Below are 26,645 nucleotides of genomic sequence, written 5' to 3'. Positions count from 1 at the left end.
ACGGCTTGGCAGCACGCTGCACTGTCAAATCCCCGTTTCTCGACAGATCACCACCCGCCAGCCATCGGGATCCTGGTAAGTTAAGCTGCGCTCGAGCCAGTATGGGTTTTCCGGTTCTACCGGTGCATTACCGAGCCTGAGCATCCGCTCATTGAGCTGAGCATAGGCACTGGGCTCGGTGACGTAAAGGACCAGCAGATTATCACGGCTCGGAGCAATGCACGGGCTTCCTTCCGCGTGTTGCGTGAATTCAAGGTGCACCGACTTGCCAGGAAGACCAAGCATAATGCCATCATAACCGGCATGATCTTCGAAACGGGCCAGCTCTGGCATACCCAAGCCGTCTCGATAAAACGCGATCACGGCAGCGAGTTTGTCTGTTGGCCTTGCGATACGCACCTGTGCAGGAACGGCGTTTCCGCCCAGTGAATAGATCGACGGCAAAGTTCTTTCCGGATTGTTCATGCTTCTGCTCCTTTCCAATCAATGCTGCGTTGAAAGCTTGGTGGCAGATTGTATCAACTGCCAAAGTGCAGGCCCCTGCATGACCAGGACGCCAGCGACGACCAGTAGCGCCCCCAGGAGGCGGGACCCTGAAATCGAGCGCGGTACGAAACCGACCAGGCCAAAATAATCGATCGCCATCGAAGCGAGGATTTGCCCCGCAACGACTGCCGTCATGAGACCCGCAGCCCCCAGCTTCGGGGCGAGCAGCAGTGCTGTCGTAATGTAGATAACTCCGGTTATACCGCCGATCCAAATCCATTTCGGCTGAGTGGCAAGATTGGCAATTGTGGGTGCAGAAACCCGTAGCGCGATCATGATTGGCACCACGCAAGCGGCACTTACGGCAAGCGACGCCATCGTCGCCCAGAGAGGATGCCCCAGCGCGCGACCGAGCGCGGCGTTCGCACCAGCCTGCAAGGGGACGAGAGCCCCGGAAGCCAACGCAACGGCAAGGAAGGTTAATGACTGCATGAGAAAAATCCCTTCTCAGATTGAACGGACTCGGTTTTAATTATTATCATTGCCTATTTTAAATTCATTTATTCCACCCTATTATGCATTGTATGAATAATTTGCGAGGCGTTGATCTCAATCTCCTGGTGGTTCTTGATGCGCTACTTTCCGAGCGGCACGTATCACGCGCGGCGCTCCGATTGAATATGAGCCAGCCAGCTGTCAGTCACGCGCTTGCCAGATTGCGTATGCTCCTTGATGACCCGCTCTTTACCCGTCACGGTGGTGGACTAAAGCCGACCGTCCGGGCCCTTCAACTTACCCAGCCCCTGACAGAAGCTCTTGCCCAGATACGTGCAGTGCTGGGCCCCGACGGCTTCGATCCCGTACAAAGTCGCAACGTCTTCCGACTTGCAATGTCAGATTATGGCGCCAGCATCGTTCTTCCCCGTCTGGTGAAACTGATACGGCGATCGGCACCGGGAATTGATCTGTCGGTTACCCAGTTAAGTCGGGAAGGAATGATCGCCGGAGTGGTTGATGGAAATGTCGATCTAGGACTGGGAGTGTTTCCACAATTGCCCAACCAGGTTCTCGCCGAACCTCTATTCGTGGATGAATATGCATGCCTTGTTGATCGCGCGTCGCTTCCGTCACCGGAAATGCGTATTGATCGTGACGACTATCTCAGCCGGCCCCACGTATTGGTAGCCGTTCACGGAGAAGCCTCGACCGAAATTGACGAAACAATTCACGCAGCCGGCCTCAATCGCCGGGTGGCGCTGGTGCTACCACATTGGAGTGTCGCACCAACAACAATCATTGGTACCGACCTGATCCTGACTATCGCCGCAAAGAGTTTACAAACCTTCCGAGGTAGTAAGGAGCTGGCAGTGCTGGATTCCCCCATTGAATTGCCGCTGATCCCCTTCATGCAAATATCCCATCGGCGCAGACAATCGGACCCTGCCCTGCTGTGGCTTCGGCGCCTAATCGCAGAAGTTACTCAGTTCGCCGAAATCCCTGCATAGTTGATTCAGCGGTGGGCTAGCCCCTCCCAATTGGCTTTTTGCAGCACATCCCTGAGGCCCTTGAAAGCTCCCTGTCACTTCGACGGAATGCGGAATTCCATAATCAGCTTGTCCGGGATCGTCACATAGGCTTCGCTGCGACCGTTGAAAACACGGCTCTTCCAATCAAAGACAATGTGCGTGGTGTTGTCTGTCGTCGCCGCAGTGGTCACGGTCATGATGGCACCGGCACCAATCGCATCGGAACGAGCCCAGGATCGCACGCCGTCATGCCCAGTGAGGACACGGCCCCAATCGTTGATCAGACCGTCCGGGCTAAACGCGGCAACGAATGCCTCCTCGTCGCCTGAATTGATGGCATTAATGGCGGACTGAAGAGCTGGCGGGAGATCGATCGACATGTTTGTTCTTTCTTGCTGGAGCGAAGGCAAATGCGCGGGGTTACTCCCCGTCACTTGCCAGATGGCGATTGCTGCGACTGCGGGAATGGCGAATACGACAAGGAGGATTGGAAGTTCCTGCACGACCGTATAGCCAGCGCGGGTAACACCGACCCACATATTCATCAGGGCAATCACGAACCAGACGGGAATAAAGAGTTTCGCTCCCGCAACTACGCCGGAGAAATCACCGCCCCAAAGTTTTCCGAAGAGGGTAAAGACCCCGAGCAGAAGAACGCCTCCGGTGATGACGAGAAACATATGCATGGGATAGTTCCTGAATAAGTACCCGACCGGCACTGTATGGGACGGCGGCGATGGAGGATATTGTTTAACCGGCATGACTGTATCAAGCAGCCATGCCGGTGGATGTGGGCCTTGTTTACTTGGTCGTGTAGCCACCGTTCACCAGGATGGTCTGGCCGGTCATCCACCAACCTTCTGAGACCAGGAAGCGGATGTAGGGGACAATATCCTCAATGTCGGTCAGGCCGGTTTTGGAAAACTTCGACAGTGCCGCCGCCGTCTTGTGGTAGGCGACCGCATCCTCCCCCTCTGCCGGATAGAAGAACGACGTGTCCATCGGGCCAGGGCCAATCGCTGTCACCGAGATACCGCGCTCGCCAAACTCCTTCGACGCTGCTCGCGTAAAGTGCTCGACCGGCGCCTTGGTGCCAGCATAGGCAGCATAGAAGGGCGTGTAAGCACCCAGAAGCGACGTCACGAGTGTGCAAATCTTGCCATTGTCGTTTAGATGTTTGCCGGCCTCTTTGAGGAAAAAGAAGGCGGACTTTGCATTCACCGCGCTCATCTCGTCATATTCGGCTTCCGAGATCTCGACGATCGGCTTCTTCAACACCTTGCCGACAGTGTTAATCGCGATATCCGGCTTGCCAATGGCCGCGACGGCGTCAGCGAACAGCTTTTCCATCGCACCGGCCGTCGTGAGATCGGCCTGGATTGCAACGGCCTCTGCGCCAGCCGCCTTGACCGCGGCTAAGGTCGCATCCGCGTCTGCCTTGGTTTGTGCACTGTTATAATGGATCGCGACCGCCTTGGCGCCCTGCCCGGCAAGATCGCGGGCGATCAGGCCACCGAGGTTCTTCGCGCCGCCGGCAATGATGACGGTTTTGCCCTTGATGCTGTGATCGGTCATGGCGTCAGTCTCCTTTGGTATGCGACCGCGTCATGCCGTCGCTTTCAAGTGAGTAAAATATCGTCTACGATCACCCTATAAAGATGATCATTCTGACATCACCTGTCGGAATTTCTGGACAATAAGAGATGTTCGCGCTGCGAGAGGCATTGACCTTGCACTGAACCCAGGATGGACCGCAGGGACTGGAATTTTCCCGCTCTCCTCCCGATGGCAAGCTGATGCCATCTGAGATGAAACGGTTACAGCAGCTTGAGATTGAGCATGCCACGTCCATTGCCGATTTGTCTTTGGACAAGGCCGAACTGAAGCTTTGATCAAGAACACCAGTCAGACGCGAGTTCGCTACGGCTATCCGTTGAATGGGCAGCTTCAAGCTGATCGTACAGAGGCTATTCGTTCTGAAGCCCAATCTTTTGGCAGGCAGCAGCAGTTGAGCCAAGCGGATGTCCGTTCGACGATCCACCGTTGATTCCCAACTACAAAACCTTTGGCCCGATCAGAATGCCTGACAATCTCAATTACCGATACTTCGATAAGTGCCACAGCAGTTGCCAGCTTTCCGCCAGCATCTCCGCCTTCGGAAAAGAACTTCTAAACGGTAGGATAGGTCAGCGCGATATCGCTGACCTATAATCTTCCCGATCACCACCTCATAGATCAATACGCAGCCGAGCGCGGGCAAGATTGCAGGCCCCCCGATGGCGGCGGGTTCTCGACGAAAGAGCAGGGCTTTTGGCTGGTCAGGCTTCGGCCGGGGCATCTTTCGGCTTCAGGCGTAGGATAAGCGGAACCAGAACAAGCGCGACTGCGGGAAAGACGAGCCAGTTGATGGTTTGCCAGCCCGACGAATGCAGCAGCGATCCTGCAAAGAAGGAAGCGCAGGCCACGGTGCCGAACATGATGAAATCATTGGCACCCTGTGCCTTACCGCGTTCAGCCGGCGTGTGACAGTCCGTCACCATCGCAGTCGCGCCGATGAAACCGAAATTCCAGCCGATGCCAAGCAGGATGAGCGAACCCCAGAAATGGCCAATGTCGAAACCGCCAAGCGCGATAACGGCAGAGAAGGCAATCAGCACCAGCCCGAGCGCGGTTATCTTTTCCTTGCCGAAACGGGCAATAAGTTTTCCGGTGAAGAAACTCGGCGCGAACATGGCCAGCACGTGCCACTGGATGCCAAGCGCTGCATGATCGACGGAATGACCATGCCCCACCATGGCGATGGGCGCCGCTGTCATCACGAAAGTCATCAGCGCGTAGGAACACACACCGGCGGCTACGGAAAGGATGAAGCGCGGCGAACGTAGAATTTCGCCAAGCGCGCGACCTGTGTCATGGATGGCACCAGGATCTTTTCTGATCTTCGGCGCGCGAAGCATGAATAGAACGGGAAGTGCCAGAAGGCCCAGAACCGCCTGACTGAGAAAGCTACCTGCAAACATAGCGTTTGGAATGGTGTCGCGTGTCCAGATAACGAGCTGTGGCCCAACAATTGCCGCAACGAGCCCACCTACCATGACCCACGATATGGCGCGCGCCTTCATGTCGCCCGTTGCCGCATCGGTTGCGGCAAAGCGATAGCTCTGGACATAAGCCGCGTAGAAACCGGCAGCCAGCGTTCCCAGACAGAAAACAAGGAAGGAGGCTGCAAAAATACCCGCGGCTGCGATCAGGCCCGCCGAAGCTCCGACAAGCGCACCCAGCATATAGGCATTGCGGCGACCGAACTGGCGCATGAAGAATGCAGCTGGCAGGGTGCCGAGTGCAAGGCCGAGATTGAACAGGCTGACAGGAAGCGTGACAAGCGCCGGGTCGGAAGAAAGTTTCTGGCCCACCAGACCGCCGAGCGAAATCACGATAGGCGGACTGGAAGCACCCAGTGCCTGCGCAATCGTCAGGACAACAATATTGCGCCGTGCAGTCGTCATGTCGGTCATCGTCAACCCCTCAATCCTTGAACTCGGAAGGGTTTTATCGGAAAGCGCTTTTGCCAGCAAAATTATTCTACCTACCAGCGGAAAATTTCCCGGAACCATGATGGCCGCAGTCATAGTGATAATGTCGTCGGGGTGTCATCAAGTACTTCTAACTTGCAACTCCTCTGTTTGATAGGAGCCAGCAATGTCAGAGAATCTTTCCCAGCAAAGTCTGTTCAAGACCAGCCAGTTGGAAGAAGCAGACGCCGATCCGCGCAATCCGTCCGATAACCCAACCATGGGCGAAATCATCAGTCGACGCTTTTCCCGCCGTGGTTTTCTGCGCGGATCGCTCGCTGTTTCGGCCATTGCGGCAACTGTCAGCCCCCTGGCACTGGTGAGCGCCGGTGATGCACGCGCCGCATCCGGTTCGGCTTTTTCCTTCAAGGAAGTCGAGGCCGGGGTGGATGCCCATCACCATGTCGCAGAAGGCTATGATGCGGATGTGCTCTTGCGCTGGGGCGACAAGCTTTTCCCCGACGCACCGGAATTTGATCCCACCAAACAATCTGCCGAAGCACAGGCACGCCAGTTCGGCTACAATAATGATTATGTCGGTTATATTCCAATTGAAGGCTCGCCCGAGCATGGCCTTCTCGTGGTCAATCACGAATATACCAACCCGCACCTGATGTTCCCCGGTCTCGTCAAGATCGTCGATGGTAAGGTGGAGCAGGCTCCGCTCTCCAAGGAACAGGTGGATATCGAAATGGCCGCCCATGGCGGCACGATTGTCGAAATCCGCAAGCAGAACGGTAAATGGCAGCCGGTGCTTGACGGTGCGAACAACCGTCGTATCACCGCTAGCACCGAGATGGTGCTGAGCGGTCCGGTCGCCGGTCATGACCGCGTCAAGACCAGCGCCGACCCTTCCGGCACCAAGGTTTTTGGAACGGTCAACAATTGTGCAGGTGGGGTCACGCCCTGGGGTACCTACATCATGGCTGAGGAAAACATTCACGGCTATTTCACCGGCGAACTGCCGGAAGGTCATGCGGAAGCTGCCAATTACAAACGGATGGGTATTCCTGAAGGCTCCTACGAGTGGGGGCGTTTCTACGACCGGTTTGACGTTTCCAAGGAACCCAACGAGCCGAACCGTTTCGGCTGGATCGTCGAGGTCGACGTTTCCGATCCGAATTCAGTACCGAAGAAGCGGACCGCGCTTGGTCGTTTCAAACACGAGGGTGCGGAATCCATCGTCAGCAAGGATGGGCGCGTAGTCTTCTATCTGGGCGACGACGAACGTTTCGATTACGTCTACAAGTTCGTGACTTCGGGCAAGTTCAACCCGGATGATCGTGCCGCCAATATGGACTTGCTGGATGAAGGCACGCTTCACGTGGCGAAGTTCTATGAGGACGGCAAGGTTGAATGGATGCCTCTGATATTCGGCCAGGGTCCGCTGACCGAGCAGAACGGCTTCAAAAGTCAGGCAGATGTGCTGATCGAAACCCGTCGCGCCGGTGATCTTCTCGGCGCCACCAAGATGGATCGCCCCGAAGACGTGCAGCCGAATCCGGTCAATGGCCGCGTCTATGTCATGCTCACCAACAATACCAAGCGCAAGGACGATCAGGTGGATGCCGCCAATCCGCGCGCCAAGAACGCCTTCGGCCACATCATCGAGATCGAGGAAGACGGGCAGGATTTTGCGGCCACGACAGGTAAGTGGGAAGTATTATTGAAGTGCGGCGATCCTTCTGTTGCCGAGGTTGGTGCCAGCTTCTCCACCGACACGACGCGCAATGGCTGGTTCGGCATGCCGGACAACGCCGCCGTCGACAGCGCGGGTCGGTTGTGGGTTTCGACAGACGGCAACAGCAACAAGGCCACTGGCCGCACGGACGGGCTTTGGGCTGTCGACACGGAAGGCGATGCGCGCGCGACCTCGAAACTGTTCTACCGCGTGCCGGTGGGAGCCGAAATGTGCGGTCCGCTGTTTTCACCTGATGACGAGACGGCTTTCGTTGCCGTGCAGCATCCAGGCGATGGCGGCGAGGATTGGGACGGCCATGGCCGACCGTCCTATTACGAGGACTTGTCGACCCGCTGGCCTGACTTCAAGGACGATATGCCCGTGCGACCTGCTGTGGTGGCTATTACCAAACAGGGCGGCGGCAAGATCGCAATCTGATCGATCGGAGATTATGACGAAGGCTCCGGCGAAAGCCGGGGACTTCGCCAAAGGTTCACGGAAGCGTCAAGCCAGCGATACAAAGCCAGCCTAATTGCGTCCCTGTGTTTCAATTCCAAACGGGGACTTATCATGATATCGCGTCTCGTCGCCTCGACCATGCTTGCCGGTGCCGTCGCATTGGTACTTCCGGCCTCCGCTGAAGAAAAGGCCTTTCCGGCCACGCTCAAGGCTCATGCCATTCTGCCAGCGAACACGATTATCGCTGCGCCTGATGATGCGGCCGAACATCTGAAGACGTCAGGCAAGTTCACCACCGCCGACCGCAAGCGTACCGAGGGTACCGGCAGCTTGGAAGGCAAGGACGGTGTGCGCAAGACCGGCCTTTCTGTGCCGTTCAATGGCCAGCCTGTACAGGGTTTTTCCGGCATCAAGACCATGGAAGACGGTAGTTTCTGGTCTTTGTCCGATAATGGCTTTGGCTCCAAGCTCAATTCGCCGGATGCCATGCTGATGTTGCACAACGTCAAGTTCGACTGGGACAAGGGGACGGTTGAGCGCGTAAAAACCATATTCCTCAGCGATCCAGACAAGAAGGCTCCGTTCCCTATCGTCATGGAAGGCGCTGAGAAGCGCTATCTGACAGGTGCCGATTTCGACGTAGAATCCATCCAACCGGTGGGGGACGGATTCTGGGTCGGCGAAGAATTCGGGCCGTTCCTGCTAAAGTTCGACATGGACGGCAAACTGACCGATGTGATCCCGACTTTTGTCGGCGAGACGGAAGTGATGTCGCCGGACAATCCGAAACTCGCATTGCCTGCCAATCCGAGCCTCAAGCTCCCGGCTTACAATCTGAAGCGCTCCGGCGGCTTCGAGGGACTGGCCATGTCGAAGGATGGCTCTAAACTCTACGGTCTTCTGGAAGGCCCGCTTTTCGTGGATGGCGCGCCGGAAAAAGCCGAAAGCGGCAAGACGGCACTTCGCGTCATCGAATTCAGCGTTGCCGACAAGAAGTGGACGGGCCGTTCCTGGCTCTATCCTCTGGCAGAGGGTGGCGAAGCCATCGGCGATTTCAACATGCTTGATGAAACCACAGCGCTGGTCATCGAGCGTGATAACGGCGTCGGCACGGTGGACAAGGCATGCGCCGATCCGAAGCAGCCGCAAGCCGATTGCTTCAACGTGCCGTCAAAGGTGAAGCGTATCTACAAGATATCGTTCGACGATAGCAATATCGGTAAGGACGTGCGCAAGATCGGCTATATCGATCTGCTCACCATTGCCGACTTGGAAAACAAGCGCCGGCAGGGCGGACGTGAAGGCATTTACGATATGCCTTTCCTGACCATCGAGAATGTTGATCGTGTGGACGACACGCATATCGTCGTCGGCAACGACAACAATCTGCCATTCTCTGCAGGTCGTTTCCTCGACAAGGTCGATGACAATGAATTCGTGTTGCTGGAAGTGCGCGATTTCCTGCAGGCTGAATAAGCCCTACGAACAGTCAATATGATGAAGCCCCGGAGAAAGCGCCGCATATAGGGCGTTTGAAGGCGGCCTGCGCTTGCATCGGCAGGCCGCCTTCAGCCTTAGTTAGTCGTCTGGTCGCCACCATTATTGCTGTCAGCGCGCGTGAAATCCCAGTAAATCACGCCTGGCACTTTTGCGGCAAATAACGAAATCGCAAAGCAAAGAGTAAAAGTCGGTGTCGCCGCGCAGCTCCAAGGCATACGATCTGCCCGTTCCCTGTCCCGGCATACTGGTCAGCCTATCAACGAACTCGTCGAAGGCGCACGAAAGCTTAACTATAGTTTATTGCGGCAGGATTTTCTTGTCATGGTTGCCGTTGAAGGTGTAGTGGTTGTGTCATAGCCAAAACCACATATAGCAAATTCTCAATTTAGGAGCGATTTAGACCGCTATATACAACCATCGCTTTTCTAAATTGCTGTTTCAATGGAATTGCAAGCTTCTCTTTCAGGAAGGAGAAGAAATCCCAGGATCTCAAAACACGTTCAGGCTCGGTTCATCAATGATGATCCAGAGTTACCCGGGGATTGGAGCCTTCCCGAGGCCCCAGTTAATTACATCACGTTAATCACTACGAGCTCAGAATGACTCTTCCTACAGCTGGCCATGAAGGTCTGACTCATGGCGGGTTCGCCACCCCCGAGAAACTTGCCAACCAGATCCGCGCTGTCTGGCACGAAAGCGGCTTGACGTGGAAACCCACGGCCCGCTGGTTTCCCCGTATGCCCGCGCATCTGGATGAGATATTCGGCCTCCTGTTCGACATGGATGCAGACGGCCATGTCGATGCAATTCTATTCGCCGATGAGCGGCGTTCGTCGCCCCTGCATAACATTCGCGATTTTGTCGGATCACTTCAGTCTCCGCTGATAGACCTCAAGGGGCGTGCGGGCGATTTTGCTGACGCGCATTTCGACCTGCAAGAGCCCCGGACCTGGACAGAAACCGCTCGACGTATTCTCAAATTTCGCCAACAGCGGGACGCGCTTCCACTCCAATTCCGCAATTCTGTTGATCCCGAGATTCAGTTGCTTTCACACCTGTATGTTTCGAACAAGGAGCTGCGGGGAATGCGTTATCCACTGGCGCCAGAGGCAATTTGTTATCCAGGCTTCTATTCGGCGGCCAAAACTGTTCCTCTTGCCGAAAGCCTTGCGTTGCGTGGCTTTCTCAAAAAGCGTTTCTTCGATCGGCTGCATGAATGTTCAAACTGTCAGTCGCGCCGTTTGTCGGTACGTGAAGAATGCCCGTCATGCCGCTCGGCCGACCTGCACGAAAGCTCACTTATCCATCATTTTCATTGCGCATCCGTATTACCGGAAGAGCAGTTCCGGCGCGGAACGGCGCTTGTATGTCCCAAATGCCAGCGCCAGCTTCGCAATTATGGCAAGGACTATGACCGACCCGGTGAGGCTTATACCTGCAACACATGTGAGACTACATCGTCTGAAGTGGAAGTCGGTTTCGTCTGCTTCGATTGCAACTGCCGTATCGATGGCGAGGCAATTCGGCAAGTCGATCTCTACAGCTACCTCCTGTCAGATGCCGGCGTAGCGTTTCTCGAGGGCGATCCGTCTGCAATCACGTCTTCATTGCCGGTTTCATTACAAAGAGAGATCGATCGCATCGACGCGACCGCCAATGCGAATGCTGTCCTTGCCGAAATTCGGTTCGCCAACGGCGAGGAATTGATTACGTTGAACGGGCGGCCCAGTTTTGACAAATCCCGCGATCTCTTTTTCGAAACGTTGCGTAACCGTCTCGGCGTCGCTGCTTCGCTCTTTGTAGACGGCGATATGGCCTATCTACTTGCAGAGCGTTTCGATATGGATTTTGAACGCGAATTGCGGGATGCTGTGACCAGGAGCGGCGAAATCCTTCGTCTCAAGCTGTCTCCTGTGCTGACGGTGAAACAACGTCTCGGAAGAGCCTGATCGTGAACACGCTGGAACTGGGCTTCGCATTTCTGCTGAGCCAGACGACCCTTAGTATCATGTCGGTCTTCTGGTACACATTGATCTTCGAATTTCCGCGCTACATTCTGCCATTTCTTGTGGCAGGGATGGCCATGCGGTCGCCTGATTATGATGCGCTCCCCGATGAAGAGGAGATTGCGGCCCGCAAGCATCCAAGCGTGAGTGTCATTCTTGTGGGGCATAATGAAGAAGATGCGCTTGAAGCCTGCGTCCGCTCCATGCGCGAACAGTCATTGCAGAATTTCGAGATAATCATTGTCAGCGACGGCTCCAACGATGGCATGACCAAGGTAGCCCAGTCCCTTGTCAAACAAGGATTGGCAACCAAGGTGTTGTCAACCAGCTTACGTGGCGGCAAGTCCAGCGGCATCAATCTGGCCTGCGCTTACGCTTCAGGCGATATCATAATCAATGTTGATTGCGATTGTTCGTTTGACCGATACGCGTTCGAATACCTTTTGGAGCCGTTTTCAGATCCAGATGTGGGCGCGGTCTGCGGAGATATCGCTCCTCGCAACAGTAGCGAGAGTGTTATCAGCCAGTTTCAAGAAATCGAGTATTTGCAATCCATTGCAGTTGGCAAACGTATCGCCAGCGCCGTTAATCAGGTTGTATGTGCCTCTGGAGCCTTTAGCGCTTTCCGACGCAAGGCTCTGGATGACATTCGCGGCTTCGACGTTGGTGGTGGGGAAGATCTCGATACGACCATCCGCCTTCGTCTCAAAGGCTGGCGCATTGAATTTGCGCCCGAGGCAGTATGTTATACCGACGTTCCTACGACCTTTTATCAATACATTCGGCAGCGCTTGCGCTGGGAACGCGACGCAATCTGGATCCGCTATCGCAAGCACGTGCGATTGATGAATCCTCTATCGCCTGCATTCCGCATTACCGAGGCCGTCCATCAATGGGACTTCCTGCTTTTTAATGTCGTGGGAGCCTTCATCTTTCCAGTCTATCTGGTCTGGCTGTTCATCCAGTATGGAGCCTTCACGCCAGCAATTCTGATTGCAATGCAGATCGGTCTGCTGGTTATCGACGTGCTTATTCTGGCAGCTTCAGCCTGGTGTACGGGCCGACATGTGTTCCTGCGCAATCTTTTGTTTCTGCCGGGTTACTCCCTGTTCATGACCTATGTCATGCGCCCCGTCAGGCTCATAGCCTATATCGATGAATGGGTGTTCTCCGGCTCCCATCGCGACAATTACACGCCGGTGAAAGTCCGCATGCAACGTCCCTGGTAACAACGGAAAGTCAAGTGAAACGTCTACGCAAAAAGTCTCGCATTGATGTACTCGATGCTCAAAAACGCTCGTCATCGGGTAAGCTTGGTCGTACGGTTTATCTCGGCCTGGTTGTGCTTTTCCTGGGCTCGCTCGCCTATTATCTGTTCGGCAACATGTTCGTTCTGTCTATTGATGGCACTGTACTCAAAGAACGCTACTTGGTTAGCGCCAACTATCCGGGCAAGGTGACCGAAGTTTTTGTCAAGGAAGGTGACGAAGTGCAAGCCGGTACCCAGCTTGCCCGCATTGAATCGTTCGAGATGATCCAGCAACTGGCCGATATCGCCTTCAAGGATAGCGATCTCGCTATTCGGGAGGGGCAGCTCCAGGGTAAATTGGACTCCATCACCGCTGTCTTCCCTCTCGCTGATCGCACCGCACGCGAAACGAAAGGCACTTCGAGCCAGTTCGATACTGTCTCGGGGAAAGGCATCGTGTCTTCGCTTGCCAAGGATGATGCACTTCGCAACAGCCTGCAGGCTGCCGAGCGGGTTGCCCAATTGCAAAGCGAAAAGGCAGCGACCGAGAACGAACTGAAGCTGCTTCAGCAATCACGCGCGATCTATCGTCAGGCGATGGACAAATTAAATGGGATTTACGATCAGGGTTTCCTCCGCGCGAGCATGGCGGGAACTGTGGGTGCCAAGGTGCCCCTCCCAGGTCAGGTTGTGAAATTCGGCGACGAACTTATGCAGCTAAATGGGGGAGAGTCCTATATTCTCGCCTACCTTCCAGACGAGTATCTTTTTGATGTCCGCACAGGCATGTCCGTCAACGTCTCCGGTGGAGCACAGTCCGCCAAAGGAAGAATCGAAACTATCCTGACGGTTGCCGATGCCCTGCCCGCGGAGTTTCAAAATATGTTCCGTCCGCGTGATCGGTCTCGGCTGGTTCGCATCGCGTTTGAGAATAAGAATCCCTTCGCAGTGTCGCAGAAAGTAACGATTTCCGGGTGCGCTTTCGGGTATTGCTGGGCTCGGTAGAACAAGACCTTATTGAAGCGGTGACGGCACCGTAGCCTTAACCTGTGCTTGGCTGCGTATTGATCTTGCCAAGCCGGAAATACAGCCACGCCGCTTCGACCATCGAGCCCTCGGCTTCAATAACCTCGCTCGCGGTCTATCTCACCTATAAGCGCTTCGCCCTTGTGCAACCGTTGCAGGTTCTCGACCAGTATTTCAGCCGCTCCGTGGCTGTCAGTCACGCAAGCGATATGAGGCGTCACGATCACCTTTGCATGAGACCAGAGGGGATGTCCCGCCGGAAGCGGTTCGGGTGCTGTTACATCGATAAACGCCGACGAAAGCTGGCCGCTATCGAGAGCTGTGAGAAGCGCGTCATAGTCCGTATGCGGTCCGCGACCGACCAGAACCACGCTTGCCCCCGTCGGCAGGCGCGCGATAAACTCGGCATTGATCAAGCCTTCTGTTTCCGCTGTGAGCGGCAGAAGGCAGACCAATATATCTGTTTGCGCAACGAAGGCTTGAAGCCCATCCGCGCCGGAAAAACATTGCACGCCCTCAATATTCTTCTCGCTTCGGCTCCAGCCGGACAGAGGGAAACCGAAGGGCTTGAGCGCTGTCAAAGCGGCTTGCCCCAAATATCCAAGTCCCATTACACCCACCCGGCGGCGACCTGCACTTGGCTGAGGTAAGGTCTGCCATATCTCATTGCGGCATTGTTCCACATAACGGGGCAACTGTCGGAATAAGGAGAGCACTGCGAGTGTCACATATTCCTGCATCATCCGTGCAAGACCTGGCTCAGTCATGCGGACAATGCGGACGTGAGAGGGAATCTCTGCCTCCAGGAACTGTTCTACACCCGCCCCACTTGAGAAGATGGTCTCAAGCGCCGGGAACCGCTCCTGCAATCCTACAGGAGCCTGCCAGCAGAGCAGATGACGCACCCTCGCCGCGGCATCGGCATCCAACTCGCCGGACAGAAACTCTACGTCCGGCAGTTCGCGCGCGAATACATCGCGGATCGCACCGGTGCGTGCCGCGTCCAGATAACAATAGAAAGCCATGACGCCTCCCCCCCGCGCAACACGCAGCCGTGTGGCACATCAGTACAAAGCATTTCCAGCAAACACGCGAAGCAGCTTTAACTGGAAATGCCCCGGATCAGTGATTGAGAACGCGGCGCAGGAAATCCTGCGTACGCGGATGCTGCGGCGCACCGAGCACGTCCTTCGCCTGCCCCTGTTCAACGATGACGCCGCCATCAAGGAAAAGCACGCGGTCAGCCACATCGCGGGCAAAGCCCATTTCGTGCGTCACGACCAGCATTGTCAGCCCCTCTTCGGCAAGGCTGCGCATGACATCCAGCACATCGCCCACCAGTTCGGGATCGAGCGCAGATGTTGGCTCATCGAACAGGATCGCCTGCGGTCGCATGGCCAGGGCGCGGGCAATCGCAACACGCTGCATCTGACCGCCGGAGAGCTGGCCCGGATAATGGTTGGCCCGGTCTCCCAAACCAACGCGCTGAAGCAGATGCTCGCCATATTTGCGGGCTTCGGCAGGTTTCTCGCCTTTGACGTAAACCGGCCCCTCAATAACATTCTCAAGCGCAGTCCGATGGGGAAACAGGTTGAACCGCTGGAAAACCATCGCCATACGTGTGCGAAGATCGCGGATCGAGCGATCCTTCGCGTCAACCCGCTGGCCTTCGATCAGAATGTCGCCGCCCTGATAGGTTTCGAGTCCGTTCAGGCAGCGCAGCATCGTCGACTTTCCCGACCCCGAAGGGCCAATCAGACAGACAACTTCACCCTTCTGCACCTCGGCGCTTATACCCTTGAGAACCTGAAGCGGACCGTAGGATTTGGTGACGTTCTTTATTTCAATCATCGCCATGATCAGTGCCCGTTTCTTTTACCAAAGAGCTTTTCGAGACGCCCGACAGCCATCATCAGTGGCAAGCTCAGGCAGAGGTAGAACATGGCAACCAGCGTATAGACGCTCATGTTCTTGAAGGTCGAAGAAGCGAGCAACTGACCTTGCAGCGTCAGTTCGGCAACCGTAATGGCCGACGCCTGCGAGCTGTCCTTCAAAAGCATGACCATGATGTTGCCGTAAGGCGGCAGAATCACACGAACGGCTTGCGGCAGGATCACGCGACGCATGGTCATGAACCAGCCCATACCGATAGATTGCGCGGCTTCCGTCTGCCCGTGATCGATCGCTTCGATGCCAGCGCGGAAATTCTCTGCCTGATAGGCCGAATAGGCAATGCCGAGGCCAATGATACCGGCCTGAAGAGCGGAAAGAGCAATACCGAATTCCGGTAGAACGAAGTAGATATAGAACAGCTGCACCAGGATAGGAATGCCGCGAATTACATTGATGATAGCGCTGGCAACAGCCGACAGCCAGCGGATTCCCGACACCCGCATCAGCGCCCAGACAAGTCCGAGAAGGGTCGAAAGGACAAGGGAACCCAAGGTCACGAGAAGCGTATATTTCACGCCTTCCAGCAAGATCGGGAAGAACTCGCGGATGTCCATGAGAAAGTTTTGCATTGGCTTTAACTCTGATTATTTGGCGCGATCAAACGGGGATGAGGCCCCGTTTCGTGCGCAGACCGGAAAGCATGATGAGCTTCTGCTTGGACGCACTTGGAGCACACCTGAAACTTACGAGCACGGGGATCGATCCCCATGCTCGCACCGGAATTATTTCAGTCCGTATTTCGCAAGAATTATCTGCAGCGTGCCGTCCGACTTGATGCGGGCGATAGCCGCATTGATCTTGGGCATGCGTTCGTCGCCTTTGCGCAGTGCCAACCCAAACTCGCCCCCAGCCGAAGCCTCGTAGCTCTCGACCATCTTCACGTTCGGGAAGCGTCCCTGAGAGAGGTAATAGGCAGCCATTGGACCATCCCCGAAACCGGCGTCGATACGCCCGGCATTCACGTCGGCAATAATATCGGGAATACCCTTATAGACCTTCACCTCACCGAACAGACCGCTTTTCTTGAAAAGATCAACGAAGGTTGTCCCCACTTGTACACCGATGGTCTTGCCCTTCAGATCCGCATAGGTCTTGTAGGCCGTATCATCGGAGACCGGTACGAAAACGCCCTCACCGTAACCATAGACCGGATCGGAAAAGTCCACGACTTTTGCACGCTCTTCAGTGATGAACATTGCCGAAGCGATCATGTCGATCTTGTTCGCGGTGAGTGACGGCACGAGTGCCGAAAACTGCACGGCCTCAAACTCCGCCTTGATACCGATATCAGGTTCAATGGCCTTGACCACGTCGATCAACACCCCATCCATGGCTTTGGTTTCCGTGTTCACAAAAGTGAACGGCAAACCGGTGGGCGAAGAACCCACTTTGACAATCTCCTGCGCCAAGGCGGGCATAGAGACCCCCATAACGACCGCCATAGCCGCCAAACCAAAAATTTTCTTGAGACGCATGGCATTCTCCTTCCTAAATGCAGCGATAAGCCTGTTATTCGTCACGCTGGTTGTGAAACCGCGTTTGATAAAGTGAAATTCGTGGTGACCAGCGTTCGCGTTACGGCTCACTTGTCGCCACCTTGCGCACGCAAGCTGTTTCTCAATGCCCGTTCACTGGATGCTGTGGCTTCCAACTTACGATCCTTCCGTTCAAGATCGGCGAAAACCAGCGGCATGAACCAGGCCTTTCCGCGCCACGTCGGCACAAACCGCGGCGGACGGAAATCGAAACTGCTTTCGCTGTTCGGCACAGCCAATATTTTCTGGGCGACCTTGAAGCCAAGCCATGGTGCCCAGACAACGCCTGAGCCACAGAAGCCGGTTGCATAGTGCACTGCCCCACGCTGGAAAATTCGCGGCACCATGTCCCGGTTCATTGCCACATAGCCGAACCAGCTATGCGAGACGCCGACACCTTCAAGCTGCGGGAAAACCCTGCACATTTCTGTATAGTTACGCTGCGTAGCGCTATCGGGGTCACCACGGCTTGTTACATCGCGACCACCGAACAAAATGCGCCGTCCATCCGGTGACGGTCGGAAATAGTACGTCATCGCCCGAGTGTCGGTGAGCATTTTCAAACCCGGTACCAAGTCGCGTACACGCTCCTCGCCCAGATCTTCAGTTGCGATGATCCGCGAACGCAAGGGTACCAATCGCTGACGCAACCAGCGGTCTGAATGGTCGGTATAACCATTCGTGCAAACCAGAACCTCACGGGCTTGAGTTCGACCACGCGCAGTAATGACCGTCTTCTTATCGGCCCCCTCATTGATGCCTTCCACACGACATTCACTGTGGATCAGCACGCCTTCGGCAACCGCCAGCCGCACCAGTTCTGCATGGAACTTCGCCGGATGCAGGCCACCAATATCCATGCGCACGCTACCGCCCGCATAGAGGTCAGTCGCGATATGCTGATGAACCTCGCTAAGGGGAACCGCATAGGATTCGATACCGGTTGCGCGCTGGATAGCTTCGGCGCTGCGAGCCATGGCGTCATATTCCGAGCGCGTCATCGCGCCGCTGAATCGACCCACAAGCTTGAAATCCGCGTCGATACCTTCCCTCGCCAGAAAATCGATCATGAAGCGGCGCGCTTCATGGCCTTCGGCAGCAATCCTTGCTGCCCGTTCCATGCCGAATTTGCGGATCAGCGTCTTGTCATCAGGGCGAATATTGCCGCTGGTGAAGCCACCATTACGACTGGAAGCACCAAAGCCCAGTTGCTCCCGCTCGAAAACCTGGACCTTCCGCCCTGCGCGCGCAAGATGGAGTGCAGCGCAAAGTCCGGCATAACCCGCACCAACGATGGCTACATCACAATCCGGCTCAATTGCACGATGCCCGGCGCTACACGGCGGGGCCGCCTCCCACCAGTAGGGCGTATCCTTGTGAGCCATATCTTTAATGTCCCCCTCCATGTTTTGGATGGATTATATTTTTAGTTTATTGAATGTCTGGCAATTATGAAGCAGAATAATGAAAACTAATCAACCCCGATTCATTCCGGTTCGTAGCGAGAGCCACTAAAGGAAGCCAAAAGTGAACAAGGCAGAGATATCCCGGACCGCCCCTGTCAGCGAACCTACACCGAACGATGCGGGGGATATCGGCGCACGTATCCGCACGCGCAGGCAGACACTGGGCCTCACTCTCGGCCATCTGTCGGAAGTGTCAGGACTGTCGACCGGTGCGTTATCCCAGATCGAACGTGGCCTGGTGTCGCCAACGGTGCGCACCCTTTATACAATTGCCGATGTGCTCGCCATGAGCCCGGCGCAGCTCATTGACCCACAAGGATTTGCAGCGGCAGGTCGCGCCAATCCCTACGTACTGCGCGCGGGTGAGCAGCCCGAAGTGTTGAACGCTGGCGGCGTCATCAAGCGCCGTGCTTCACCTGAACTTATCGAGACCATGAAATCCTTCGCTGTGCAGATCATTCCTGGCGGGAGTTCCGGCGAGGAGTGCTACACCCATTCCGGCGAGGAACTGGGTTATGTCATTTCGGGCAGTTTCACGTTGCAGATTGAAGATGCTCAATATCTGCTTTCGGCAGGAGACGGATTTGCCCTGCCTTCAACGACCCGCCACAGATTCTTCAATAATGGTGAAGCCGAAGCTTTCGTTCTCTGGGTGAACAAGCCCGAGTGAAATCGCCTGACGGGCAGAAGAAACGCGCTGGAGGAAAATAAGAATGGCAAGCAGTCCTGAGAGTTTTTCGCGCTCGCTTTGGTGGAACGCAGCTGGCGAAGCGAAGGTGGACCACCCCAGACTGAACGGCATACATGAAGCCGATGTCGTTATTGTCGGCGGCGGTTTTACGGGTCTTTCAAGCGCATTGTTCCTTGCCGAGCGTGGCAAAACGGTGGTGATCCTTGAGGCGCGTCATGTCGGCTTCGGCGCGTCTGGACGTAATGGCGGGCAGGTGATTCCCGGCTTGAAGCATGATCCCGAAGATCTCCTTGCGACCTATGGACCCGAACATGGCAAACGCATGATCGATCTTGTCGGCGGCGTAGGTGATCTTGTCTTCGGCCTTGTGCGTGATCATGCTATTCAATGTTCGCCCGTTCGTGCCGGATGGATTCAGGCTGCGCATTCCCAGCTTGCAACCGCCGCCGTTCACAAACGCGCCCGGCAATGGCAGGCACAGGGCGTTGAAGTCGAGATACTGGACCGCGCGCAGATTGCCAGGCTTTCCGGCACGGAACGCTATTTCGGCGGATGGCGCGATCCACGCGCCGGTGCCCTGCAACCGCTGGATTATGCCCGCGGGCTCGCCCGCGCCGCCTCAACGCACGGTGTTCAGATTTTTGAAGATTCGGCCGTCACCGCTCTCGCGCAGGAAAAGGGCGAATGGGTCGCAAAGACCGCGAATGGATCGGTTCGCGCACGCGAAGCCCTCGTCGCGACCAACGCCTACACTGGCAATCTTGTACCGGGTCTTGCCCAAAGCATTCTTCCGGTGCAAAGCATGCTGATCGCGACGGAACCGCTTTCACAAAAGCAACGGGGGCAAATCATGCCGGGAGGTGTGGTTCTGTCTGAAACACGCAAAATCGCTTTTTATATGCGCCAATCAGAAGATGGGCGTTTTCTTATTGGTGGACGCGGCGCCGTAGGAATGAACGAAAAGAGAGCGCTGATGGAAGCGCTGAAAGCCGGAATGGTGAGACTGTTTCCACAACTGGAAGGCGTTGGCATAGATTACCACTGGTCTGGGCACGTGGCACTCACCATGGATGGCCTGCCCCATCTTCATAATCCCGCCCCAGGCTTGCACGCCATGCTCGGTTATAATGGCCGAGGCGTTGCCATGGCGACCGCCTTTGGCAAGATGTACGCCGAATACATCGCAGAAGGCCGTCCCATGGTTTATCCGGCTACCAAGATTCCGCGCCTTGCCTGGCATGCGATCCGAAAGCCCGTCATGGATCTTGGTATCCGCTGGTACTGGATCAAGGACAGTCTTGGCTTCGCATCCAAATAACCCTACGCAGAAAGAAACGAACTTGCTGAGAAACGTAATCAATCTGGGCGAGGCGCCTTCATGCGCCTCCGATCTGGAAGCAGCTTTTCAAGCCATCACTCTGGACAGCCAGCCTACTGAAGCTTTCGGCGTCGGACGCGCGGTCCTTTCTGGAGAAGGAAAGGAGGCAAAGAGCCTGTTCCCGTCGATCATGATGCTTCGTGACGGCACTCTGACGCTCAAGAACAGTAACGGCCCCGAAATTCTGCTGGGCAAGGGCGAGGCAGCGAGCCTGCCAGCGGGTAGCTTTGCATGGAAGGCGCAGGCGGCGGATTGCGTCATTCTAACAATTCATCAGGAAAACGCGCCCGTATCATTCACCAAGCTTGACCTTGATCACCCTATGGCGCCTGGCGGCGCGCCTAATGCAGCACTGCTCACCACGCCCGCTCCAACGACCTTCCGTTATGAATTCCAAGGTGATGATCCGCTTGCATGGGGCATATGGGCGACCACGCCTTATGCCCGCCACCCTATCACCTATTCCTTCTCGGAACTGATGATGTTGCGCAAGGGCGAGGTTACCTTGTCCAACCCGGACGAAGGAAGCGTGACGTTTGTGGCAGGCGACATTTTCCTTGTTCGCTGCGGCGCCGTCGCGGCATGGCACAATCCGGTTGATCTCCAAAAACTCTGGATCATTCACAGTCCGAATTGAACTCAATCCAGCGAGCGGTTCTGGTCATCAGCGGCCGATGACAACCGCTCTTTTGATACCATCCGGCGGATCGTTCCGGTGTGGCATCTCGCCCTGCTCAATCTGACATAGCGACGCGAGTTATGACATCCCATCACGGATTGGCCGCCACCGCTGAAACAGAGCCCCAGAACCACCCGAAACAACCAACAGCGACGGCACAGTAAGGCATCTCTATTGCGTTGGAAAACTTATCCGTTCTGACGAAAAGTAAACCTAATCTTATGTTAGGTTTCGTCAGCCTGACGATCAAGTTTCATATTCTGGAAGGGTTTTCGGTGAGGCTTGGGGCGAGTTTTTAGCAATGCCGGCAAAGCCTTCTCGGCCTCTTCAAACCTATCCTGATTTGGTTAAGAAATCTACCCCCACCTGAACAAAGTTGGACCAACAGATGGGCAGGCGAAGCGTCATCCTCACATGATCGAAGGCCGGATCGTACAATCAACCAAGTCAGGAAGGGGCAACCGAATAGAAACCGACGTCTACGCAGTAACCGGTGCTAAGCCTTTTCAAGTCAAAGTTCTTGCTTCGCTATTTCAGTCAAGTGCCGACCTCCCTCCCCCAACTTCCATGCGCTCATCTGAACGAAGGCATCATATTGCATGACCAAAGCCATGTTCGTTGCGTTATCGTGATGGGGACAGCCTGTCGTCCGGCGGATTATCACACCTCGCGCCAACCCAACGCACATTCCGTAAAAGCTTCGACCAACACCATGTGGGAATGAACCTCCGGCCAGAGATGTGCAGAGAAGTAAACGGGCTGTCCTCCGCCGCCTCGGCTCAAAATTGCCTGGCGCGCGCTTCCTTGCAATAGAATTTCGCAATCGGCTGTCGTTTCGGCCTCGCAATGATGGCATCAAACCAGTGCCGTTAGAGAATCGGTCAGAGGCATTGCTTCACGGGAAAAGCCGCGCTTCTAGTGTGTGGAAACAGACTCTTAACAATTGAAAATGAATGGCAGTTCATATTGGTGATTTGTAGACCGCCGTCTAAATTCGATAAAAATACATAAAAACAAAGAGATAGAAACATTCCGAGCGAATCGATAAAATTTTCCTTAGTTTAAACGTCGACGCTAACTCTTTGTTAATTCGGCTGCCTCTTGCGATACAATAAGAATCGGACATAATGACGGTATTTAGGCGGTATCAGTTCCAATGCCGTCACTAGGGACCTCAAGTAAATGAATATCGCAAATCCAGCAGCAGCTTTGTCGTTTGACGACATGATACTATCGCAAGGGCGCGAGATTTCTCGCAAGCTCAACCTGCTGCGTCACGAAAATTTTCCACCGGATGCGCGCAAGAATATGTTGCGCCAGTTTTCGATGGCCGAAGCTGCATATTTCCTTGGTGTGTCACCCAGCAATCTTAAGAAACTACATCTGGAAGGCAAAGGTGTCGAGCCGACCATCCTGACAGGTGGCCGCCGCGCCTATAGCGTCGAACAGATTCAGGAGCTTCGCCAGTGGCTTGACCAGAACGGTCGCGCCGAAGTGAAGCGCTATGTCCCGCATCGTCGCGGCAATGAAAAACTTCAGGTCATCGGCGTCGTCAACTTCAAGGGCGGGTCCGGCAAAACCACCACGGCCGCACATCTGGCGCAACATATGGCTCTGACCGGCCACCGCGTGCTGGCAATCGACCTCGATCCGCAGGCTTCACTTTCGGCCCTACACGGCATCCAGCCGGAGCTGGACGAATTTCCGTCACTCTACGAAGCCATTCGTTACGATTCCGAAAGGAAGCCCATTCGCGAAGTCATCCGCCGGACCAATTTCCCCGGCCTTGATATTATTCCGGCCATGCTTGAGCTTCAGGAATATGAGTATGACACGCCGCTCGCCATGCAGAATGGCGGCGAAGGCAAGACTTTCTGGAACCGTATTGCGCAAGCTCTCTCCGACGTGGACAGTGACTACGATGTGGTCGTGATCGACTGTCCTCCCCAGCTAGGCTATCTGACGCTCACGGCACTTTCTGCCGCAACATCCGTCCTGATTACTGTTCACCCGCAGATGCTCGACCTCATGTCGATGTCGCAATTCCTTCTGATGCTCGGCGATATTCTGAAAACCGTCCGTCAGGCGGGCGGTGCGGTACAGCTCGACTGGTTCCGCTATCTGATCACGCGTTATGAACCAACCGACGTTCCCCAGGCGCAGATGGTCGGGTTCATGCAGAGCATGCTCGCCTCGCATATGCTGAAGCACCAGATGCTGAAATCGACAGCGATTTCGGATGCTGGTTTGACCAAGCAGACTCTTTATGAGGTTGAGCGTTCATCAATGAACCGCGGCACTTATGATCGCGCCATGGAAGCCATGGAAGCGGTCAATACCGAGATTCGCGGCCTCATTCATGAGGCATGGGGACGATAGACCGCCGTCTAAAGCGGCGAATGTTGAATAAAATCAGGTCTCTGACCGGTTTGAGGATATGAGAATGGCGAGAAAGAACATATTCGAAAGCGTTATGCGGGACGAACCGGCGGCTGATCAGACCTCGCAGCCGGTCGAAAACGTATCGCGCCGCTTCGGTGCCGCCAAGTCTCTGTCCGCTTCAATTGACGAGCTGGCAAAACAGGCCGCACAGAAACTCGATGGCGAAACCATTGTCGAGCTGGATCCCGGCAATCTGGATGTCTCATTTGTCGCCGATCGTCTACCTGAAACAGATGATGAAGAATATCGTGAGCTTCTGGAAGCTATTCGCGAGCGCGGTCAGGACAGTCCCATTCTTGTGCGTCCGCATCCCGAGACCACCGATCGCTATATGATCGTTTTCGGTCATCGGCGCGCCCGGGTCGCCCGAGAGCTTGGCATCAAGGTTAAAGCGGTTATCAAGCCTCTCGCCGACCTGGAACATATTCTGAGCCAAGGTCAGGAAAACTCAGCCCGCGCCAATCTGAGCTTTATCGAGCGTGTTTTCTTTGCTGCCCGCCTGGAGGCGCTTGGCTTTGAACGTGAGGCCATACAGGCTGCATTGACGGTCGATTACCAGACCCTGTCGAAGATGCTGACCATTCCGAAGGCCATTCCAGAGCATATTCTGCTCGCTATTGGCCCGGCAAAGGGCATAGGTCGGGACCGCTGGCTGGAGCTGCGCAAACTGATCGAAATACCGGGCAAGAAAGATGCAGCGGAAGAGCTTTTGGCAACCTCCGCCTTTGAAAAAGCGTCGTCTGTTGATCGCTTTGAGCAGCTTTATGGCTATCTGAAAGGCGGAAGGCAGAAGAAGCCTGTAACCAAGGCAGCTCTGCGTCCCGGCGTCAGCTGGACGGCTTCAGATAAATCCGTCAGCGCAGTTATCAAACAAAATGGCAAATCAGCTACATTGGCGCTCAGTGCTGCCAACGGGCCTCGTTTTGCCGATTGGCTTTCTCGCAATCTGGACGAACTCTATGCGTCGTTCCAAAGCGAGGAGAAGTAAGTAGGCGTACCGGCGGCGGTTGCTGCCGTGAGTTTGTGTAGCGTTCAATAGTAAGTGTGTTTGCGTCGAAACTGTTCAGGAAGAGGAACGAGACAGCAAAAGAAAAAGGCCCCCAAACGTCGCCGTGTGGAAGCCCTTCTCATTGGTTTAGCAGCTAGAGAATCGCAAATCCACGAATCACTGTCAAGTGTAATTAGCGTCATTTCGGCGGGTGGATTTCTTTTGCCTTGTGGAAGGTGAAAGAAAATGGAGATTCAATTGGCCTCGACGCCGTTTGGCAGTCGAAGGATGACGCTTGCCTTGTTGGCAAGTCAACAGAACACACAGCAAATAGCATCGGGAACGGTTGCCGATAAATGGCAACTCCATCGCTGGCTGTGTGAAGCAAAGACGCAATTCGGCCTGAATGATCGTTCTCTGGCGGTTCTTTCAGCCTTGCTGTCATTCTATCCGGAAACGGAACTGAATGCGCAAAACAGCCTGATTGTGTTTCCGTCCAACAAGCAACTGGCATTGCGTGCCCATGGTATGGCCGATGCAACCTTGCGCCGTCATTTGGCAGCGCTGGTCGATTCCGGTTTCATCCTTCGTCAGGACAGCCCGAATGGCAAGCGTTATGCCCGTCGTGCGAAAGGCGGTGACGTGCAGATAGCCTTCGGATTTTCACTGACGCCGCTATTGGCCCGTGCTTGTGAACTGGAAACGGCTGCGGAACAGGTGAGGGCGGGAAAAGCAGCGTTACGTGAAATGCGTGAACGCCTGACTTTGCTTCGCCGGGATATCACCAAGCTTGTTGAATTTGCCGCTCAGGAGAAGCTTCCTGGAGATTGGCAAGGCATTCATCATCGTTTTCGCCAGATCGTCGACAGCATTCCGCGTCGTGCAGAGCGTGAAGAGCTGGCAGCTCTGGTTGAGTCCTTGCAGCTCATCCGTGCCGAAATCAATAACGCATTGAAACTTCATCAAAATGTTCAAAATTTGCACGCCAATGAAGCTCAAAATGAGCGGCAGCAAATTGAATCGAATCCAGATTCCCATTCTGAAAAGGCAACGCCTGAATTTATCGACCAGCGCGTGAATGACATCATCAGTGCTTCGGTTGAACCCACGGTTTCGCTCGACATGGTGCTTCGTTCTTGTCCAGAAATCACCGTCTATGCTTTATCATCCATCCGACATTGGCAGGATTTAGCCAACACAGCAGAGAAAGTACGATGTTTCCTCGGCATTGATGGAAAGCTCTACAATCACGCAAAGAAAACGCTGGGAACACATAACGCGTCCATTGTGATTGCTTATATCTTGCAGCGCTATGAACAAATTCAATCCGCCGGTGGTTATTTGCGAATTCTGACGGAGAAGGCTGCCAGTGGCTCATTCTCAATCCGGCCGATGCTCATGGCTGCTCTGAATGGGCAAAATCATTAACCAAAACGTGCCGTCAGCATGACATAAGCAAACGGCTAGTTAGGTTTCGTATCGTTCAGGAACTTTAAGGAGATCAAGCTATCCCGTGGCAGCCCGAAAAGGGGCATGGAGGCTGGAATCATAGGAAGATCACCCGAAAGACCCGGCAAATGCAGACTTATGTACTCGCTCCAGTCGGGAAACTTGAAATCAGTCCAACGCCTGAAAGCGGCGGCGACGCGACCGACGGCGAGGGCGTAACGTGTTCAGGTCTTGTGCCTGACCGACTTTACGAGGTGGAGGAGGTGAAAGAAGGCGCATGATGAAGAGGATGCAGCACCCGATGGTGAATATCCAAAGTATCTCATCGGTGAGATCATTAATCATGGCGCAATCCAGAGCAAACCGTTTGTCCGTTTTCGCGACGCGCGAAACGGTATTCGGAGACAATTATCTGCTTGCGAGAGCGCGGCCAAATCACGAAGGCGTGCTCTATCTCTGGGACGGTCGTACTCTCAGATAGGGGCCCGAGGACAGTCAAAAAGCGCTGGTCACGAAGTCAGTAGCGGAATGCTGCGATTAGCGGCTTTGGTTAAGCTAG

General features: G+C 55.0%; 23 protein-coding genes. 13 read left to right on the top strand and 10 right to left on the bottom strand.

Annotated elements, in window-relative coordinates:
• Window positions 1-24 precede the first annotated feature (24 nt).
• Window positions 25-465 (bottom strand): VOC family protein, encoded by a 441-nt coding sequence (locus tag FJQ48_RS19715; protein WP_210236268.1) that lies wholly within the window; start codon window positions 463-465, stop codon window positions 25-27.
• A gap of 18 nt (window positions 466-483) precedes the next feature.
• A complete protein-coding gene (locus FJQ48_RS19710) occupies window positions 484-978 on the bottom strand; it encodes a DMT family transporter (protein ID WP_139976613.1) in 495 nt (164 codons plus the stop codon).
• Between the two features lie 92 nt (window positions 979-1,070).
• On the opposite strand from FJQ48_RS19710, the gene FJQ48_RS19705 reads away from it, so the two are divergent.
• Window positions 1,071-1,991, top strand: coding sequence for a LysR family transcriptional regulator (locus FJQ48_RS19705; protein ID WP_210236267.1), 921 nt, complete (start codon window positions 1,071-1,073; stop codon window positions 1,989-1,991).
• 74 nt (window positions 1,992-2,065) lie between these two features.
• Here FJQ48_RS19705 and FJQ48_RS22610 read toward each other — a convergent pair whose 3' ends face one another.
• The 3 genes from FJQ48_RS22610 to FJQ48_RS19685 all read right to left on the bottom strand — a co-directional run bounded on the left by FJQ48_RS22610 (window position 2,066) and on the right by FJQ48_RS19685 (window position 5,527).
• Window positions 2,066-2,698 carry a hypothetical protein gene (locus FJQ48_RS22610; RefSeq protein ID WP_210236266.1) on the bottom strand — a complete coding sequence of 211 codons (633 nt, stop codon included), beginning with the start codon at window positions 2,696-2,698 and terminating at the stop codon, window positions 2,066-2,068.
• 115 nt (window positions 2,699-2,813) lie between these two features.
• Window positions 2,814-3,587 carry an SDR family oxidoreductase gene (locus FJQ48_RS19690; protein WP_139976611.1) on the bottom strand — a complete coding sequence of 258 codons (774 nt, stop codon included), beginning with the start codon at window positions 3,585-3,587 and terminating at the stop codon, window positions 2,814-2,816.
• 743 nt (window positions 3,588-4,330) lie between these two features.
• Complete coding sequence (locus FJQ48_RS19685; RefSeq protein WP_139976610.1) at window positions 4,331-5,527, bottom strand: MFS transporter; 1,197 nt, start codon at window positions 5,525-5,527, stop codon at window positions 4,331-4,333.
• A gap of 184 nt (window positions 5,528-5,711) precedes the next feature.
• Between FJQ48_RS19685 and FJQ48_RS19680 the strand changes: the two genes are divergently transcribed.
• From FJQ48_RS19680 to FJQ48_RS19660, 5 genes are all read left to right on the top strand, one after another.
• Window positions 5,712-7,703, top strand: a complete 1,992-nt coding sequence (locus tag FJQ48_RS19680; protein ID WP_139976609.1) for a PhoX family phosphatase — start codon at window positions 5,712-5,714, stop codon at window positions 7,701-7,703.
• 132 nt (window positions 7,704-7,835) lie between these two features.
• On the top strand, window positions 7,836-9,200 hold the full coding sequence (locus FJQ48_RS19675; RefSeq protein WP_139976608.1) for an esterase-like activity of phytase family protein: 1,365 nt from the start codon (window positions 7,836-7,838) through the stop codon (window positions 9,198-9,200).
• Window positions 9,201-9,823: 623 nt separating this feature from the next.
• On the top strand, window positions 9,824-11,173 hold the full coding sequence (locus FJQ48_RS19670; protein ID WP_139976607.1) for a hypothetical protein: 1,350 nt from the start codon (window positions 9,824-9,826) through the stop codon (window positions 11,171-11,173).
• 2 nt (window positions 11,174-11,175) lie between these two features.
• Complete coding sequence (locus FJQ48_RS19665; protein WP_139976606.1) at window positions 11,176-12,459, top strand: glycosyltransferase family 2 protein; 1,284 nt, start codon at window positions 11,176-11,178, stop codon at window positions 12,457-12,459.
• Window positions 12,460-12,473: 14 nt separating this feature from the next.
• The gene (locus FJQ48_RS19660) at window positions 12,474-13,484 is read left to right on the top strand and encodes an HlyD family efflux transporter periplasmic adaptor subunit (protein ID WP_139976605.1); all 1,011 of its coding nucleotides are present in this window, start codon (window positions 12,474-12,476) and stop codon (window positions 13,482-13,484) included.
• A 116-nt stretch (window positions 13,485-13,600) separates the two neighbouring features.
• Here the strand turns inward: FJQ48_RS19660 and FJQ48_RS19655 are convergent, their stop codons facing one another.
• The 5 genes from FJQ48_RS19655 to FJQ48_RS19635 all read right to left on the bottom strand — a co-directional run bounded on the left by FJQ48_RS19655 (window position 13,601) and on the right by FJQ48_RS19635 (window position 18,378).
• A complete protein-coding gene (locus tag FJQ48_RS19655) occupies window positions 13,601-14,530 on the bottom strand; it encodes a glyoxylate/hydroxypyruvate reductase A (RefSeq protein ID WP_139976604.1) in 930 nt (309 codons plus the stop codon).
• Between the two features lie 97 nt (window positions 14,531-14,627).
• Window positions 14,628-15,356, bottom strand: a complete 729-nt coding sequence (locus FJQ48_RS19650) for an amino acid ABC transporter ATP-binding protein (RefSeq protein WP_139976773.1) — start codon at window positions 15,354-15,356, stop codon at window positions 14,628-14,630.
• Window positions 15,357-15,364: 8 nt separating this feature from the next.
• Window positions 15,365-16,027 (bottom strand): amino acid ABC transporter permease, encoded by a 663-nt coding sequence (locus FJQ48_RS19645; protein WP_180350260.1) that lies wholly within the window; start codon window positions 16,025-16,027, stop codon window positions 15,365-15,367.
• Between the two features lie 153 nt (window positions 16,028-16,180).
• Window positions 16,181-16,933 carry an ABC transporter substrate-binding protein gene (locus FJQ48_RS19640; RefSeq protein WP_139976603.1) on the bottom strand — a complete coding sequence of 251 codons (753 nt, stop codon included), beginning with the start codon at window positions 16,931-16,933 and terminating at the stop codon, window positions 16,181-16,183.
• Window positions 16,934-17,040: 107 nt separating this feature from the next.
• Window positions 17,041-18,378 carry an FAD-binding oxidoreductase gene (locus tag FJQ48_RS19635; protein WP_139976602.1) on the bottom strand — a complete coding sequence of 446 codons (1,338 nt, stop codon included), beginning with the start codon at window positions 18,376-18,378 and terminating at the stop codon, window positions 17,041-17,043.
• Between the two features lie 142 nt (window positions 18,379-18,520).
• Here FJQ48_RS19635 and FJQ48_RS19630 point away from each other — a divergent pair, with 142 nt between their 5' ends.
• The 7 genes from FJQ48_RS19630 to FJQ48_RS22510 all read left to right on the top strand — a co-directional run bounded on the left by FJQ48_RS19630 (window position 18,521) and on the right by FJQ48_RS22510 (window position 26,367).
• Window positions 18,521-19,129: a cupin domain-containing protein gene (locus FJQ48_RS19630; RefSeq protein ID WP_139976601.1), complete on the top strand. Its 609-nt coding sequence runs from the start codon at window positions 18,521-18,523 to the stop codon at window positions 19,127-19,129.
• A 43-nt stretch (window positions 19,130-19,172) separates the two neighbouring features.
• On the top strand, window positions 19,173-20,468 hold the full coding sequence (locus tag FJQ48_RS19625; protein ID WP_139976600.1) for an FAD-binding oxidoreductase: 1,296 nt from the start codon (window positions 19,173-19,175) through the stop codon (window positions 20,466-20,468).
• Window positions 20,469-20,490: 22 nt separating this feature from the next.
• The gene (locus FJQ48_RS19620; protein WP_247870419.1) at window positions 20,491-21,165 is read left to right on the top strand and encodes a cupin domain-containing protein; all 675 of its coding nucleotides are present in this window, start codon (window positions 20,491-20,493) and stop codon (window positions 21,163-21,165) included.
• Window positions 21,166-22,389: 1,224 nt separating this feature from the next.
• Window positions 22,390-23,586, top strand: coding sequence for a plasmid partitioning protein RepA (repA, locus tag FJQ48_RS19615; RefSeq protein WP_139976598.1), 1,197 nt, complete (start codon window positions 22,390-22,392; stop codon window positions 23,584-23,586).
• Between the two features lie 64 nt (window positions 23,587-23,650).
• Window positions 23,651-24,637: a plasmid partitioning protein RepB gene (repB, locus tag FJQ48_RS19610; RefSeq protein WP_139976597.1), complete on the top strand. Its 987-nt coding sequence runs from the start codon at window positions 23,651-23,653 to the stop codon at window positions 24,635-24,637.
• 246 nt (window positions 24,638-24,883) lie between these two features.
• Window positions 24,884-26,065: a plasmid replication protein RepC gene (gene repC / locus FJQ48_RS19605; protein ID WP_139976596.1), complete on the top strand. Its 1,182-nt coding sequence runs from the start codon at window positions 24,884-24,886 to the stop codon at window positions 26,063-26,065.
• 149 nt (window positions 26,066-26,214) lie between these two features.
• Window positions 26,215-26,367: a hypothetical protein gene (locus FJQ48_RS22510; RefSeq protein WP_180350259.1), complete on the top strand. Its 153-nt coding sequence runs from the start codon at window positions 26,215-26,217 to the stop codon at window positions 26,365-26,367.
• Window positions 26,368-26,645: the final 278 nt, after the last annotated feature.

The sequence above is a fragment of the Ochrobactrum sp. CGA5 genome (assembly GCF_006345815.1).
Taxonomy (GTDB): Bacteria; Pseudomonadota; Alphaproteobacteria; order Rhizobiales; family Rhizobiaceae; genus Brucella.
Note: the sequence above shows the minus strand (reverse complement) of the source record. Positions and strands in the feature narration are given on the sequence as shown.

Coding starts and splice junctions, on each gene's coding strand:
- FJQ48_RS19715 (WP_210236268.1), bottom strand. CDS start 465: ATGAACAATCCGGAAAGAACTTTGCCGTCGATCTATTCACTGGGCGGA.
- FJQ48_RS19710 (WP_139976613.1), bottom strand. CDS start 978: ATGCAGTCATTAACCTTCCTTGCCGTTGCGTTGGCTTCCGGGGCTCTC.
- FJQ48_RS19705 (WP_210236267.1), top strand. CDS start 1,071: ATGAATAATTTGCGAGGCGTTGATCTCAATCTCCTGGTGGTTCTTGAT.
- FJQ48_RS22610 (WP_210236266.1), bottom strand. CDS start 2,698: ATGCATATGTTTCTCGTCATCACCGGAGGCGTTCTTCTGCTCGGGGTC.
- FJQ48_RS19690 (WP_139976611.1), bottom strand. CDS start 3,587: ATGACCGATCACAGCATCAAGGGCAAAACCGTCATCATTGCCGGCGGC.
- FJQ48_RS19685 (WP_139976610.1), bottom strand. CDS start 5,527: ATGACCGACATGACGACTGCACGGCGCAATATTGTTGTCCTGACGATT.
- FJQ48_RS19680 (WP_139976609.1), top strand. CDS start 5,712: ATGTCAGAGAATCTTTCCCAGCAAAGTCTGTTCAAGACCAGCCAGTTG.
- FJQ48_RS19675 (WP_139976608.1), top strand. CDS start 7,836: ATGATATCGCGTCTCGTCGCCTCGACCATGCTTGCCGGTGCCGTCGCA.
- FJQ48_RS19670 (WP_139976607.1), top strand. CDS start 9,824: ATGACTCTTCCTACAGCTGGCCATGAAGGTCTGACTCATGGCGGGTTC.
- FJQ48_RS19655 (WP_139976604.1), bottom strand. CDS start 14,530: ATGGCTTTCTATTGTTATCTGGACGCGGCACGCACCGGTGCGATCCGC.
- FJQ48_RS19650 (WP_139976773.1), bottom strand. CDS start 15,356: ATGATTGAAATAAAGAACGTCACCAAATCCTACGGTCCGCTTCAGGTT.
- FJQ48_RS19645 (WP_180350260.1), bottom strand. CDS start 16,027: ATGCAAAACTTTCTCATGGACATCCGCGAGTTCTTCCCGATCTTGCTG.
- FJQ48_RS19640 (WP_139976603.1), bottom strand. CDS start 16,933: ATGCGTCTCAAGAAAATTTTTGGTTTGGCGGCTATGGCGGTCGTTATG.
- FJQ48_RS19635 (WP_139976602.1), bottom strand. CDS start 18,378: ATGGCTCACAAGGATACGCCCTACTGGTGGGAGGCGGCCCCGCCGTGT.
- FJQ48_RS19625 (WP_139976600.1), top strand. CDS start 19,173: ATGGCAAGCAGTCCTGAGAGTTTTTCGCGCTCGCTTTGGTGGAACGCA.
- repA (WP_139976598.1), top strand. CDS start 22,390: ATGAATATCGCAAATCCAGCAGCAGCTTTGTCGTTTGACGACATGATA.
- repB (WP_139976597.1), top strand. CDS start 23,651: ATGGCGAGAAAGAACATATTCGAAAGCGTTATGCGGGACGAACCGGCG.
- repC (WP_139976596.1), top strand. CDS start 24,884: ATGGAGATTCAATTGGCCTCGACGCCGTTTGGCAGTCGAAGGATGACG.
- FJQ48_RS22510 (WP_180350259.1), top strand. CDS start 26,215: ATGCAGACTTATGTACTCGCTCCAGTCGGGAAACTTGAAATCAGTCCA.